Origin of the sequence: Variovorax beijingensis (assembly GCF_003951285.1) — a bacterium.
Lineage (GTDB): Bacteria > Pseudomonadota > Gammaproteobacteria > Burkholderiales > Burkholderiaceae_C > Variovorax > Variovorax beijingensis.
On sequence record NZ_RXFQ01000020.1, the window covers coordinates 13164 to 25973 of the forward strand.

The following is a 12810-nucleotide window of genomic DNA, read 5'->3' on the forward strand; positions in this document are numbered from 1 at the left end:
CGCAAGTCGCGCCTGGGGAGGCGCGAAGAAAAACCACAACACCGCAGGCCTTCGGGCCGCATCGAGGAGGAAATTCCAATGGATCCATGGGTCTATCCGCGCGAGCGCTGGCTCGGCAACATCACGCTCTGGCTCGGGCTGCTGGTCTGGGTGCTGCTGGTCCTGGGCACCCTGGGCATCGCGCTCGTCTATGTGCTGCTCGGCTTCATCGCCTACGTGTTCGCACAGTCGGCCGTCATCGCCTGGATCAAGGGCACGGCCGTGAAGCTCTCGCCCACCCAGCTGCCCGAGCTGCATGCACGGTTCCTGGCCTGCTGCGGCCATCTGGGCATCCAGAACCCGCCCGAGGCCTACCTGCTGCACGGCGACGGCATCTTCAATGCCTTTGCCACGCGCTTTTTCGGCCGCAACTTCGTGGTGCTGCTGTCCGACGTGGTCGACGCCATGGAAGCCCAGCCCGACGGCATCAACTTCTACATCGGCCACGAGCTGGGCCACATCCGGCGCGGCCACCTCACGGGCCACATCTGGCGCGCCCCGGTGCTGTGGCTGCCGCTGCTCGGCGCCGCCTATTCGCGGGCCCAGGAATACACCTGCGACCTGCACGGCGCCGCCTGCTGCAAGCAGACAGACTCCGCGCCCCGCGCGCTGGTGGCGCTGGCCGCCGGCGCGCAGCAATGGCGCCACGTCGACCTGCAGCGCTACGCCGACCAGTCGGTGGGCAACAGCGGCTTCTGGGCCTCGTTCCATGAACTGATCGCCGGCTATCCCTGGCTCACCAAGCGCGTCGCGCGCGCCATCGATCCGGGCGCGAAGCTGCCGAGCCGCAATCCGGTGGCCTACCTGCTCGCGGTCTTCGTGCCGTACACCGGCCGTGCCGGCGGCGGCGCGCTGGCGCTGCTGGTGGTGGCGGCCATCATCGGCGTGCTGGCTGCGGTGGCGCTGCCGGCCTACCAGCAATACGAGTCGCGCGCGGCCGTCTCGCAGGCCTGGTCCGAAGCCGCACCGGTGCGCGAAGCGCTCGGCAACTACTACAAGCAGAAGGAAGAGATTCCCGATTCCCTGGCCACGGCCGGCGCACCCGAAACCCTGCCCGGCGGCTCGGAGCTGACGCTCGACCCCGACACCATGGTGGTCGAAGCGGTGCTTCCAAAGGCCAAGGGCACGCTGCGCATGGAGCCCTCGGCCACCGAGGACGGCATTGCCTGGAACTGCGTGGCCGGCGACGACCTGTCCGAAAAGGCGCTGCCGGCCAGCTGCCGCAAATAGCGGCAGGCATGTCGTAAGAGAAGGTTGCCGCCCGTCGAACCGTCCGACAGGCGGACCCGGCGGGCGCCGATGCGCGCCGCGGGCGTGGGCCCTAGGGTGAAATGTCATTGCCATCAAAAGAACCACCTTCAAGGAGTGACTCACCCATGCCCACCATCTCTTCTTCACTGGACGGAATGAAGGTTGCCATCCTCGTGGCGGACGGCTTCGAGCAGGCCGAGATGACCGAGCCGCGCAAGGCGCTCGACCATGCCGGCGCGCAGACCCAGATCGTTTCGCCGCTCGACGGCAGCGTGCGCGCCTGGAAGCAGCTCGAGCCCGCCGACACCTTCGAGGTCGACGTGCCGCTCAAGAACGCCAATGCCGACGAGTTCGACGCGCTGCTGCTGCCCGGCGGCGTCGCCAACCCCGACGCGCTGCGCATCAACCAGAAGGCCGTGGCCTTCGTGCGCGCCTTCGTCGAGTCGGGCAAGCCCATCGCGGCCATCTGCCATGGCCCATGGACGCTCATCGATGCCGGCGGCGTGAAGGGCCGCAGGATGACCTCATGGCCTTCGCTGCGCGCCGACCTGCACAACGCCGGCGCGACGTGGATCGACAAGGAGGTGGTGGTCGACAGCGGCCTGGTGACGAGCCGCAAGCCCGGCGACCTGCCCGCGTTCATCCGTGAGATGACGACGATGTTCGAGCTCGCGCACGAGGCGGCGATCCACTGAGCCTGCGGCGGCGCAGCGCGCACGCGGATGGGGCCGCGGGTTCCGGTACGCTCCCATCCCATGGCGGCATCTTCTTCGTTCGAGCGCGCGCAGCGCCTGCCCGGAAATTTCGCATGGATCGCGGTGGCGGTCGATGCGGCCCTGTTCGTGCTGGGCATGGCGGCGCAACTGCTGCCTTTCTCGCCGCACGGCGAGCAGATGCGCGGCGTGTATGCGCAACCCGGCGTATGGGTGCCGCTGCTGTCGCGTGCCGTGACGGTGTGGCTGCTGGCGGCCACGCTGGCGTGGTGCCATGCGCGCAAGGCGCTCGATGAGCGCGGCGCGGCCCGCATCGCGCAGCTTCGCGGCCCTGGCAGCCGCTTCGGCGCCGTGTTCCTTGCGGCGATGGTCGTCAACATGCTTGCACTGACGCCGCTGTTCTACCAGGCGCAGCTGCTCTTCATGCCGGGTGGGCCGCTGCATGAACGCGTCGGCACGTACGGCCTGCGGCCGGTCATGGCCGTGTCGATGCTCGTCCAGTCGGCCATCCAGATGCTCGTGCTCGTCGCGAGCGTGTGGCTGGCCGCCCGCTTCGCGCTGCGGGGGCGCGGCAGCGGGCCCGCGGGTTCATCGCCGGGCGCGGCGGATGGCGGCGCGGGCGCGGCACCGCCGCGCCGCGCGGTGGGCCTCGTGGCCGCCGCGACTTTTGTCTCGCTGCAGGTGTGGACCGGCCATGTGGCGAGCGGCTGGGTCGACACCTCGAGGGACTCGGACGCGGTGCCGCTTCTGCTCGGCTGGTTCGCAGTGCCGCTGCTGATCTGGGCGCTGGCGTTCTGGGGCGGCTGGCTCGGCGCCGCGCCAGGGCCTGTGCACACGCGTCCGTTCCGGGCCGTGGCGGCCGCGGTGTCGGCCTTCGTGCTGCTGCAGGCAGTTTGCGCCGCGCTGGCGCTCGGCGGGCTGCTGTGGATCGCGGGCGCGAGCTTCTCGGGCGTGAGCAGCGGCGGCCGCCTCGCGGCGCTCGCCGCCCTGATGGCGGCGATCTACCTCGTGCTGCTGGTGCTGGGGATGCGCACGGTCACGCGCCGGCTCTACCGCCGCTACTTGTAGCTGCGCGCGTCCTCGATCACCTTGCCGTCGTTCGGCAGCGTGCCCGGCGCCACCAGCTCGATGGTGCCGCGCAGCTTGGTCACTTCGCGCACCGCATCGGCAATGCGCGCCTCGAGCCCGGCCGGTGCACCTGCCGCGCATTCGAGCCTGAAGGTCATCTGGTCGTCGCCCATCTCGCCCGAGACCACGAGGCGCGCGCGCTGCACTTCCGGAAAGCGGCGCGCGATCTCCGCCACCTGCGAGGGGTGCACGAACATGCCGCGCACCTTGGTGGTCTGGTCGGCGCGGCCGAGCCAGCCCTTGATGCGCTTGTTGGTGCGGCCGGTGGGGCAGGTGCCCGCGAGCACGGCGGAAAGGTCGCCGGTGCCAAAGCGCACCAGCGGATAGTCGGGGTTGAAGGTGGTCACGACGATCTCGCCCACCTCGCCGTCGGGCACCGGGTCGCCGGTGCCGGGGCGCACGATTTCGACCAGCACGCCTTCATCGAGCACCAGGCCTTCGCGCGCGCTGGTCTCGTAGGCGATCAGGCCCAGGTCGGCGGTGGCATAGCACTGCGTGCCCTGCACGCCGTGCGCGGCGATCCAGTCGTGCAGGCTCGGGGGAAAGGCTTCGCCCGACACCAGCGCCTTGGTGAGCGAGGGCAGCTTCAGGCCTTTTTCCTCGGCTTTTTCCAAGAGGATCTTGAGGAAGCTCGGCGTGCCCGCATAGCCCTCGGGCTTCAGGTCGGCCATGGCTTCGAGCTGCTGCTCGGTCTGGCCGGTGCCGCCCGCGAACACGGTGCAACCCATGGCGCGCGCGCCGCTCTCCATGATGGAGCCGGCGGGCGTCATGTGATAGCTGAAGCTGTTGTGAATGAGCTCGCCGGGGCGAAATCCGGCGGCATGCAGTGCGCGCGCCGTGCGCCAGTAGTCGCGCGCTTCACCTTCGGGTTCGTAGATGGTGCCGGGGCTTGCGAACACGCGCGGCATGCGGGTGCCGCGGCCGATGGTGGAAAAGCCGCCGAAAGGGTCGTCGGCGCGGCGCTGCTTCTGCAGCTCGAGCAGTTCGGTCTTGCGCGTGACGGGCAGCTTGGCGAGTGCTTCGCGCGTGGTGACGTCGGCGGGCTTCACGCCGCCCAGGATCCTGGCAAACGCGGGCGCGGCGGTCTGGGCCTGTGCGATGTGCTTCGGCAGCGCAGCCAGCAGGTCGCGCTCGCGTTCGGCGGGGTCGCGGATTTCGAGGGCGTCGTAGTGGTCGGTCATGGATTCAATGCCCTTCTTCATGGGATGGCGACGAGCGCAGCGCTGCCCGCTCGCGAGCACCCGCGGAACCGGCTTTGCCGGGCCGCCGGGTGCGCCCCCTCGAGGGGGGAATCGAGCTACACGAAGTGAGCGAGGAACGGGGGTGGGTCATGCGAGCCACCTTTTCCGGCGCTTGTAGCTCTTGACATCGCGGAAGCTCTTGCGGTCCGCGCCGCCGACGCCAAGGTAGAACTCCTTCACGTCCTCGTTCTCGCGCAGGCTCCTGGCCTCGCCGTCCATCACGATGCGGCCGTTCTCCAGGATGTAGCCGTAGTCGGCGTAGCGCAGTGCCATGTTGGTGTTCTGCTCGGCGAGCAGGAAGGTCACGCGCTCCTTGGTGTTGAGGTCCTTCACGATCTCGAACACCTCCTCCACGATCTGCGGCGCGAGGCCCATCGAGGGCTCGTCGAGCAGCACCATGGTCGGGTTGGCCATCAGCGCGCGGCCGATCGCGCACATCTGCTGCTCGCCGCCCGAGGTGTAGGCGGCCTGCGAAGTGCGCCGCGTCTTCAGGCGCGGGAAGTACGCATACACCTTCTCCAGCGTCTCGGCAATTGCCGCCTTGCCGTCGGTGCGCGTGTAGGCGCCGGTCATCAGGTTGTCCTCGATGGTCAGGTGGGCGAAGCAGTGACGGCCCTCCATCACCTGGATCAGGCCGCGCTTGACCAGCTCGGAGGGCGACAGCGCCTCGATGCGCTCGCCGCGCAGCTCGATGCTGCCCTTGGTCACCGCGCCGCGCTCGCCGGCCAGCAGGTTGGACACCGCGCGCAGGGTGGTCGTCTTGCCGGCACCGTTGCCACCCAGCAGCGCCACGATGCCGCCCTCGGGCACCACGAGCGAGACGCCCTTGAGCACGAGGATCACGTGGTTGTAGATGACCTCGATGCCGTTGACGTTGAGGACGATGCTGGGTGAACTCATGGTGCTTCCAGGGACTGGCGAAGGCTGGGGCGGGCTTAGCTCTGGCAGTCGGCGGGCGTACGCGCCGTGAGCTTCTTCTCGGCCGCGTACTTGGCAGCGGTCGACTTCACGAGCGGCTTGATGATCTGCTCGTCGGCCTGCAGCCAGTCGGACGTGAACTTCCATGCCTTGCCGTCCCAGGTATGGATGCGCGCCCAGGCCGCGCCCATGTGGTCGGTGCACGAGGTGCTGATCGGGCGCATCACGCCGGCGAAGCCCAGGCCGTCGAGCTTGGCCTGCGTGAGGTTGAGGTTCTCCAGGCCCCAGCGCACCTGCTCGCCCGTCATGACCTTGCCCTTGCCGAAGCGCTCCTGCGCGGAGCGGATGCCTTCCACGCCGAGCATCGCGCTCATGGCACCGCGCATGTAGAGCACCTGCCCCACTTCTTCCTTCGGACCGGTGCCCTGGTTCTTGTCGTGCAGCATCGAGACCACGTCCTTCACGAGCTTGGACTGCGGCTCGGCGCCGTGCTGCATGGTCACGGCGTTGTAGCCCTTGGCGCCGTCGCCCACGTCCTTCACGTCGGGTTCGGCGCCGGCCCACCACACGCCGTACATCTTCTCGCGCGCGAAGCCGGTGGCCTGCGCTTCCTTGAGCGCGGTGGAATTCATCACGCCCCAGCCCCACAGCAGCACGTAGTCGGGCCGTGCCTGGCGAACCTGCAGCCAGGTGGCCTTCTGCTCGACGCCCGGCGCCGTCACCGGCAGCAGCTGCAGGTCGAAGCCGTGCATCTTCGCGCGCTCCTGCAGCAGCGGGATCGGCTCCTTGCCGTAGGGGCTGTCGTGATAGATCAGCGCGATCTTCTTGCCCTTGAGCTTGTCGAGCCCGCCTTCCTTCTTGGCAACGGCCTGGATGATCGCGTCGGCCGCCACCCAGTAGGTGCCGGCGATCGGGAAGTTCCACTTGAACACCGTGCCGTCGGCGCTTTCGCTGCGACCGTAGCCCACGGTCACCACGGGGATCTTGTCGACCGGCGCCTTCTCGGTGATGGCGAAGGTGGCGCCGGTGGACAGCGGCTGCACCAGCGAGGCGCCGCCGTTCTTGCCCTTCAGGCGCTCGTAGCACTCCACGCTGCGCGCCGTGTCGTAGCCGGTCTCGCATTCCTCGAAGGAGATCTTCACCCCGTTGATGCCGCCGCGCGCGTTCACCAGCTTGAGGTAGTCGACATAGCCATTGGCCCAGGGCGTTCCGTTCGGCGCATAGGCGCCGGTGCGGTACGACAGCACGGGAATGAACTGCTCATTGGCCTGCGCGAACGCAGGGGCCGCGCCTGCCAGCGCGGATGCGGCGGCCACGGCGAGTGCGAGTGATTTCAGCTTCATGGTTGTCTCCTGGTTTTGTATGGGAAAGTCACGCTCGAAAAAAGCATTGCTGTCTTCAATGAGGGAAGGGCCACAGGCGCAGCTTCTGCTTGCCCGTGGACCACAGCTTGGCCAGCCCGTGCGGCTCGACGATCAGGAACCACACGATGAGCCCGCCGAAGATCATCAGCTCCGCATGCGCGATGCCGACGGTCGAGATCTGCGCGCCGAACCAGCCGGCAATGACCGGCAGCACCTGGTTCAGCACGATCGGCAGCACGGTGATGAAGGCCGCGCCGAAGAAGGCCCCGGTGATCGAGCCGAGCCCGCCGATGATCACCATGAAGAGCAGCCGGAACGACTGGTCGACCGAGAACGCCGCCGGCTCCCAGGCGCCCAGGTAGACGAAGGCCCAGAGCGCGCCGGCCACGCCGATGATGAACGAGCTGACCGCGAAGGCGCTGAGCTTGGCGTACATCGGACGGATGCCGATCACCGCGGCCGCCACGTCCATGTCGCGGATCGCCATCCACTCGCGGCCGATGGCGCCGCGCACCAGGTTCTTGGTCAGCACGGCGATCACCACCAGCATCGCGAGGCAGAACAGGTACTTGCTCGCGGCGCTCTCGATCGGCCAGCCGAAGACCTGCAGGTTCGACACCGACACCGAGCCCGAGGGCGTGTCGAGCGTGAACCACTTGATGCGCAGGAACATCCAGTCGCTGAAGAACTGCGCGGCCAGCGTGGCCACCGCGAGGTAGAGGCCCTTCACGCGCAGGCTGGGCAGCCCGAACAGGATGCCGAACAGCGTGGCGCACAGGCCGCCCAGGATCAGCGCGGGAATCAGCGGCAGCCCCGGGAAGCGCACGAAGAAGTTGTAGGCCCCGTAGGCGCCCACCGCCATGAAGGCGCCCGAGCCCAGCGAGATCTGGCCGCAGTAGCCCACCAGCACGTTCACGCCCAGCGCCGCCAGCGAGATGATCACGAACGGGATCAGGATCGCGCGCATCAGGTAGTCGCTGGCCAGGAAGGGCACGACCGCGAACGCGAAGATCAGCAGCAGGCCGATCGCCACGCGGTCCTGCAGGATCGGGAAGACCTGCTGGTCGGCGCGGTAGCTGGTCTTGAACTGGCCGTTTTCTCTGTAGAACATGTTCAGACCCGATCGATGATCTTCTCGCCAAACAACCCCTGCGGCCGGAACAGCAGGAACACCAGCGCCAGCACATAGGCGAACCAGATCTCGATGCCGCCGCCCACGTACGGGCCCAGGTACACCTCCGAGAGCTTCTCGCCCACGCCGATGATCAGCCCGCCGATGATGGCGCCCGGCACCGAGGTGAGGCCCCCGAGGATCACCACCGGCAGCGCGCGCAGCGCCACCGTGGTGAGCGAGAACTGCACGCCGAGCTTGCTGCCCCAGATCATTCCGGCCACCAGCGCCACCACGCCGGCCACGCACCACACGATGACCCAGATGCGCGTGAGCGGAATGCCGATCGACTGCGCGGCCTGGTGGTCGTCGGCCACCGCGCGCAGCGCGCGGCCGGTGCCGGTCTTCTGGAAGAACAGCGAGAGCAGCGCCACCAGCGCGGCCGCGATCGCGGCCGCGTACAGGTCTTCCTTGTTGATCAGGATGCCGCCCTCGAACACCTTGTCGAGCAGGAAGATCGGGTCCTTCGGCATGCCGATGTCGATCTTGTAGATGTTGCTGCCGAACAGCGTCTGGCCCGCGCCGTCCAGGAAGTAGGCGATGCCGAGCGTGGCCATCAGCAGCGTCGCGCCTTCCTGGTTGACCAGGTGGCGCAGCACCAGCCGCTCGATCAGCCACGCCACCGCGAACATCACCAGGCCCGCCACGACGAAGGCCGCGCCGTTGGCGAACCAGCGGCTCTCGATGCCGGTCCACATCGGGATCCATTCGGCAAAGCGCGCCATCGCGAGCGCGGCGAACAGCACCATCGCGCCCTGCGCGAAATTGAACACGCCCGAGGCCTTGAAGATCAGCACGAAGCCGAGCGCCACCAGCGAATACAGCATGCCCACCATGAGGCCGCCGAAGAGGGTTTCGAGAAAGAAGGCCATCAGTGTTCGACCCCCAGGTAGGCGCGGATCACGTTCTCGTTGCTGCGCACTTCGTCCGGCGTGCCGTCGCCGATCTTCTTGCCGTAGTCGAGCACCACCACGCGGTCCGAGATGTCCATCACCACCCCCATGTCGTGCTCGATCAGCACGATGGTGCTGCCGAATTCGTCGTTCACGTCGAGGATGAAGCGGCTCATGTCCTGCTTCTCCTCCACGTTCATGCCGGCCATCGGCTCGTCGAGCAGCAGCACCTGCGGCTCCATGGCGAGCGCGCGGCCCAGGTCGACGCGCTTCTGCAGGCCGTAGGGAAGCTGGCCGACCGGCGTCTTGCGGTGCGCCTGGATCTCCAGGAAATCGATGATCTGCTCGACGAACTCGCGGTGCTTCGTTTCCTCGCGCTCGGCCGCGCCCCAGCGGATCGCCTGCTGGAAGAGGTTGGACTTCATGCGCAGGTTGCGCCCCGTCATGATGTTGTCGAGCACGCTCATGCCCTTGAAGAGCGCGAGGTTCTGGAAGGTGCGCGCCACGCCCATCTCGGCCACCTGGCGCGAGTTCATGTGCTTGAAGGTCTTGCCGCGGAAGGTGATGGAGCCCTGCTGCGGCCAGTAGACCCCGTTGATGCAGTTGAGCATCGAGCTCTTGCCCGCGCCGTTCGGCCCGATGATGGCCCGCACCTCGTGCTCGCGCACGTCGAAGCTGATGTCCGTGAGCGCCTTCACGCCGCCGAAGCTCAAGCTGATGTTCTGCACGTCGAGAATGACCTCGCCGACTTTTCTGTTGCTGCTCATGCGGCCGCCTTCACGATGGGGAAGGTCCTGGCCTCGACGATCTTCAGCGTGGCATTCACCACGCCCGTGCGTCCGTCCTCGAACTTGACCTGGGTCTCGATGTACTGCTCGGTCTTGCCGCCGTAGAGCGCGCTGACCAGCACTGCGTATTTCTCTGCGATGAAGCCGCGGCGCACCTTGCGCGTGCGGGTGAGCTCGTCGTCGTCGGGATCGAGCTCCTTGTGCAGCACCAGGAAGCGCGCGATCTGCGTCTCGCCCATGCCATCCTCGCTCGCCAGGTCGGCATTCACCTTGGCAATGCATTCGCCCACCAGCGCCAGCACCTCGGGCTTGCCGGCCAGGTCGACGTAGCCGCCGTAGGCCAGCCCGCGGCGCTCGGCCCAGTTGCCCACCGCCTCGAAGTCGATGTTGATGGCCGCGCAGACCTCGTCCCGCCCGTTGCCGAAGCACACGGCTTCCTTGATCTGCGGGAAGAACTTGAGCTTGTTCTCGATGTAGTTGGGCGCAAAGATCGCGCCGCTCGCGAGCTTGCCCACGTCCTTGGCGCGGTCGATGATGCGCAGGTGGCCCTCGCTGTCGAGCACGCCGGCATCGCCGGTGTGGAAGTAGCCTTCGGCATCCAGCACCTCGGCAGTGGCGTCGGGGCGCTTGTAGTACTCCTTGAGCACCGACACGCCGCGCACCAGCACTTCGCCGTCTTCGGCGATCTTCAGTTCGATGCCCGGCGCGGCCGTGCCCACGGTCTGCAGCTTGACCTTGCCGTCCTGCTGCAGGCAGACGTAGGCGCAGGTCTCGGTCTGGCCGTAGAACTGCTTGAGGTTGACGCCGATCGAGCGGTAGAAGCGGAACAGGTCGGGCCCGATGGCCGCGCCGGCCGTGTAGGCCACGCGGATGCGGCTCATGCCCAGCACGTTGCGCAGCGGTCCGTAGATCAGCAGGTTGCCAAGGCCATACATCAGCCGGTCGCCCATGCTCACTGGCGCGCCGTTGAGGATGTCCGCGCCCACGCGCTGCGCGAGCGCCATGAATTTCGCATACAGCCAGCGCTTCGGAGCCGCCGCGTCTTCCATGCGGATCGACACGGCCGTGAGCAGTCCCTCGAAGGTGCGCGGCGGGCCGAAGTAGTAGCTCGGTCCGATCTCGCGCATGTCGTTCATCACCGTCTCGGACGACTCGGGGCAGTTGAGCGTGAAGCCGCCCACCAGCCACTGCGCCACAGAGAACAGGTGGTCGCCGACCCAGGCCATCGGCAGGTAGCTCATGATGTTGTCGCCGGGGCCGAGCCTGTCGGTCTCCACGCCGCCGCGGCCCGCCGCGATGAAGCTCGCGTGCGTCTGGCACACGCCCTTGGGCCGGCCGGTGGTGCCCGAGGTGTAGAGGATCACGCCGACGTCGGTGGCCTCGCCGCTGGCCACCGCGCGGTCGTAGTAGCCGACGTGGGTCTTGTCGAATTCGCGGCCCAGTTCGCGCAGCTGCTCGTAGCTCATGAGCCCGGGCTGGTCGTAGTGGCGCAGGCCCTTGGGGTCGTCGTAGATGATGTGGCGGATGCCGTGCTGCTGGTCCTTCTGCAGTTCGCGGCACTCGAGCAGCTTGTCGACCTGCTCCTGGTCCTCGACGATCACGAAGTCGATGGCCGCGTCCTGCAACATGAAGACCATCTCGCTGGCCACCGCGTCCTGGTAGAGCGGCACCGGCACGCCGCGCAGGCTTTGCGCGGCGAGCACCGCCATGTACAGGTGCGGGCGGTTGGCGCCCACGATGGACAGGTTGTCGAAGGGCTTGAAGCCCAGGCTCGCGAGGCCGCAGGCCATCTCGCGCACTTCCTGCGCCACGGCGCTCCAGCTCCATGTTTGCCAGATGCCGAGATCCTTCTCGCGGATGGCGGGCGCCTGGGGCTGGGCTTGCGCATGCGCAAGCAGCAGACGGGGAAAGGTGGGGGCGGTGGTTTGCACAGTGGGCGGATCGTAGGCCCCACTTTGACGTCAGGTTGTCGTTCCAACGACAATCCTAGGGACACTACTCCCCGGAGTTTCCCGATGCCTCGCGGCCAATCCCCACACGGCGTGCCCGGCGGTTCGATCAAGGACCGCGCGCGTCCCGCCAACGCTGCCGAACTTGACGGCATTCCGTGGCTGCCCACGCTCACGCCGGCCGAGCGCCGCCGCGCCGAAGCCGCGCTGGTGGTGGGCGAGGCCGAAGTCGGCGACCTGGTCTGCCGCGTCGGCCGCTCGCCCACCTACTGGTTCGGCGTGGTCGAAGGCCTGCTCAAGATGAGCAACGACAACGCCGACGGCGGCTCCGTCACCTACACCGGCGTGCCGCCCGGCGGCTGGTTCGGCGAAGGCACGGTGATGAAGCGCGAGCCCTACCGCTACAACATCCAGGCGCTGCGGCGCAGCGTGGTGGCGGGGCTGCCGATCGAGAGCTTCCACTGGCTGCTGGACCATTCCATCGGCTTCAACCGCTTCGTGATGAACCAGCTCAACGAGCGGCTCGGCCAGTTCATCGCGGCGCTGGAGATCGACCGGCTCAACAACCCCGACGCACGCGTGGCGCGCAACCTCGTGTCGCTGTTCAACCCGGTGCTCTACCCCGGCGTGGGCGAGGTCCTGCGCATCACGCAGCAGGAGCTGGCCTACCTGGTCGGCCTGTCGCGCCAGCGTGTGAACGAGGCGCTCAACGGCCTGTCGGCAGAGGGGTTGATCCGCGTGGAGTACGGTGGGCTGCGCGTGCTCGACCTGCCGGGCCTGCGCGCGAGCGCGATGTCGAACAAGAAAAACAGCCGCTCACCCGAAACGGAAAATCCATGACCCTCAAAGACCAGCTACAGATCGTGCCCGCGGATGCGCAGGCCGCCTTCGTTCCGCCGCCCGAGGCGCCCAGGGCCAAGGCCGAAGACACCGGCCCGACGCTCGAGGAAGCCCTCGCGCGCAACGAGGCGCTCGCCGAGAAGATCGACGCCCTCGACGCGGTGCTCGCCAAGCCGCTCGCCGAGATCCTTGCCGAGCGCGAGAAGGCCGACGAGGCCGCGCTGGCCTGGGACCGCTTCGGCGCGATGTGGATGCTCTCGCAGCGTGCCATGCGCCGCGTGGCGCTCGACCTTGCGGCGCAGCTCGGCGTGAGCGAGGAAGAAGTCGTGGCGCGTGCGATGACCCATGCCAACGCGGTGCTCAACGGCGCCGACGAGGTCGACCTCGGCGGCACCATTGCGCCGGCGCAGCTGCAGCACATCGCGCGGCATCGGGCCTTCCTGCGCAACCAGTTCCGCACCGGCTGAGCCCGGGGCCTCCCGATACCGCTTAACCTCGCGCCTTCGTTCCAGAAA

Annotated in this window: 12 protein-coding genes; 5 read left to right on the forward strand and 7 right to left on the reverse strand. The window is 67.8% G+C overall.

All coding sequences use genetic code 11. The features are described 5' to 3' along the window. Nucleotides 1-78 precede the first annotated feature (78 nt). The 3 genes from EJO66_RS33240 (at nucleotide 79) to EJO66_RS26535 (ending at nucleotide 3071) form a co-directional block, all read left to right on the forward strand. A complete protein-coding gene (locus tag EJO66_RS33240) occupies nucleotides 79-1269 on the forward strand; it encodes a M48 family metalloprotease (RefSeq protein WP_125966613.1) in 1191 nt (396 codons plus the stop codon). A 146-nt stretch (nucleotides 1270-1415) separates the two neighbouring features. Continuing rightward, nucleotides 1416-1985: a type 1 glutamine amidotransferase domain-containing protein gene (locus EJO66_RS26530; protein WP_124958988.1), complete on the forward strand. Its 570-nt coding sequence runs from the start codon at nucleotides 1416-1418 to the stop codon at nucleotides 1983-1985. A 60-nt stretch (nucleotides 1986-2045) separates the two neighbouring features. Continuing rightward, the gene (locus EJO66_RS26535; protein ID WP_125966614.1) at nucleotides 2046-3071 is read left to right on the forward strand and encodes a hypothetical protein; all 1026 of its coding nucleotides are present in this window, start codon (nucleotides 2046-2048) and stop codon (nucleotides 3069-3071) included. Here EJO66_RS26535 and EJO66_RS26540 read toward each other — a convergent pair. The 7 genes from EJO66_RS26540 to EJO66_RS26570 all read right to left on the reverse strand — a co-directional run bounded on the left by EJO66_RS26540 (nucleotide 3062) and on the right by EJO66_RS26570 (nucleotide 11437). Further along, complete coding sequence (locus EJO66_RS26540) at nucleotides 3062-4312, reverse strand: phenylacetate--CoA ligase family protein (RefSeq protein WP_124959244.1); 1251 nt, start codon at nucleotides 4310-4312, stop codon at nucleotides 3062-3064. The genes EJO66_RS26535 and EJO66_RS26540 overlap by 10 nt on opposite strands. A 147-nt stretch (nucleotides 4313-4459) precedes the next feature. Further along, a complete protein-coding gene (locus EJO66_RS26545) occupies nucleotides 4460-5272 on the reverse strand; it encodes an ABC transporter ATP-binding protein (RefSeq protein WP_124958986.1) in 813 nt (270 codons plus the stop codon). Between the two features lie 35 nt (nucleotides 5273-5307). Next, complete coding sequence (locus EJO66_RS26550; protein ID WP_124958985.1) at nucleotides 5308-6633, reverse strand: ABC transporter substrate-binding protein; 1326 nt, start codon at nucleotides 6631-6633, stop codon at nucleotides 5308-5310. Nucleotides 6634-6688: 55 nt separating this feature from the next. Then, entirely contained in the window at nucleotides 6689-7765 is a 1077-nt protein-coding gene (locus EJO66_RS26555) for a branched-chain amino acid ABC transporter permease (RefSeq protein WP_124958984.1), read from the reverse strand. A gap of 2 nt (nucleotides 7766-7767) precedes the next feature. After that, the gene (locus EJO66_RS26560; protein WP_124958983.1) at nucleotides 7768-8697 is read right to left on the reverse strand and encodes a branched-chain amino acid ABC transporter permease; all 930 of its coding nucleotides are present in this window, start codon (nucleotides 8695-8697) and stop codon (nucleotides 7768-7770) included. Further along, on the reverse strand, nucleotides 8697-9485 hold the full coding sequence (locus EJO66_RS26565; protein WP_125966615.1) for an ABC transporter ATP-binding protein: 789 nt from the start codon (nucleotides 9483-9485) through the stop codon (nucleotides 8697-8699). The genes EJO66_RS26560 and EJO66_RS26565 overlap by 1 nt, the downstream gene beginning before the upstream one ends. Then, nucleotides 9482-11437 (reverse strand): AMP-dependent synthetase/ligase, encoded by a 1956-nt coding sequence (locus EJO66_RS26570; RefSeq protein WP_124958981.1) that lies wholly within the window; start codon nucleotides 11435-11437, stop codon nucleotides 9482-9484. Before EJO66_RS26570 ends, EJO66_RS26565 begins: the two co-directional genes overlap by 4 nt. An 84-nt stretch (nucleotides 11438-11521) precedes the next feature. Here EJO66_RS26570 and EJO66_RS26575 point away from each other — a divergent pair, with 84 nt between their 5' ends. Then, nucleotides 11522-12295: a Crp/Fnr family transcriptional regulator gene (locus EJO66_RS26575; RefSeq protein ID WP_124958980.1), complete on the forward strand. Its 774-nt coding sequence runs from the start codon at nucleotides 11522-11524 to the stop codon at nucleotides 12293-12295. Next, the gene (locus tag EJO66_RS26580) at nucleotides 12292-12762 is read left to right on the forward strand and encodes a hypothetical protein (protein WP_124958979.1); all 471 of its coding nucleotides are present in this window, start codon (nucleotides 12292-12294) and stop codon (nucleotides 12760-12762) included. Before EJO66_RS26575 ends, EJO66_RS26580 begins: the two co-directional genes overlap by 4 nt. The last annotated feature ends 48 nt before the right edge of the window (nucleotides 12763-12810 follow it).

Excerpts from the sequence above, each read along its gene's own strand:
- EJO66_RS26555 (WP_124958984.1), bottom strand. The coding sequence starts at position 7,765 with ATGTTCTACAGAGAAAACGGCCAGTTCAAGACCAGCTACCGCGCCGAC.
- EJO66_RS26565 (WP_125966615.1), bottom strand. The coding sequence starts at position 9,485 with ATGAGCAGCAACAGAAAAGTCGGCGAGGTCATTCTCGACGTGCAGAAC.
- EJO66_RS26580 (WP_124958979.1), top strand. The coding sequence starts at position 12,292 with ATGACCCTCAAAGACCAGCTACAGATCGTGCCCGCGGATGCGCAGGCC.
- EJO66_RS26545 (WP_124958986.1), bottom strand. The coding sequence starts at position 5,272 with ATGAGTTCACCCAGCATCGTCCTCAACGTCAACGGCATCGAGGTCATC.
- EJO66_RS26530 (WP_124958988.1), top strand. The coding sequence starts at position 1,416 with ATGCCCACCATCTCTTCTTCACTGGACGGAATGAAGGTTGCCATCCTC.
- EJO66_RS26575 (WP_124958980.1), top strand. The coding sequence starts at position 11,522 with ATGCCTCGCGGCCAATCCCCACACGGCGTGCCCGGCGGTTCGATCAAG.
- EJO66_RS26535 (WP_125966614.1), top strand. The coding sequence starts at position 2,046 with ATGGCGGCATCTTCTTCGTTCGAGCGCGCGCAGCGCCTGCCCGGAAAT.
- EJO66_RS26550 (WP_124958985.1), bottom strand. The coding sequence starts at position 6,633 with ATGAAGCTGAAATCACTCGCACTCGCCGTGGCCGCCGCATCCGCGCTG.
- EJO66_RS33240 (WP_125966613.1), top strand. The coding sequence starts at position 79 with ATGGATCCATGGGTCTATCCGCGCGAGCGCTGGCTCGGCAACATCACG.
- EJO66_RS26560 (WP_124958983.1), bottom strand. The coding sequence starts at position 8,697 with ATGGCCTTCTTTCTCGAAACCCTCTTCGGCGGCCTCATGGTGGGCATG.
- EJO66_RS26540 (WP_124959244.1), bottom strand. The coding sequence starts at position 4,312 with ATGACCGACCACTACGACGCCCTCGAAATCCGCGACCCCGCCGAACGC.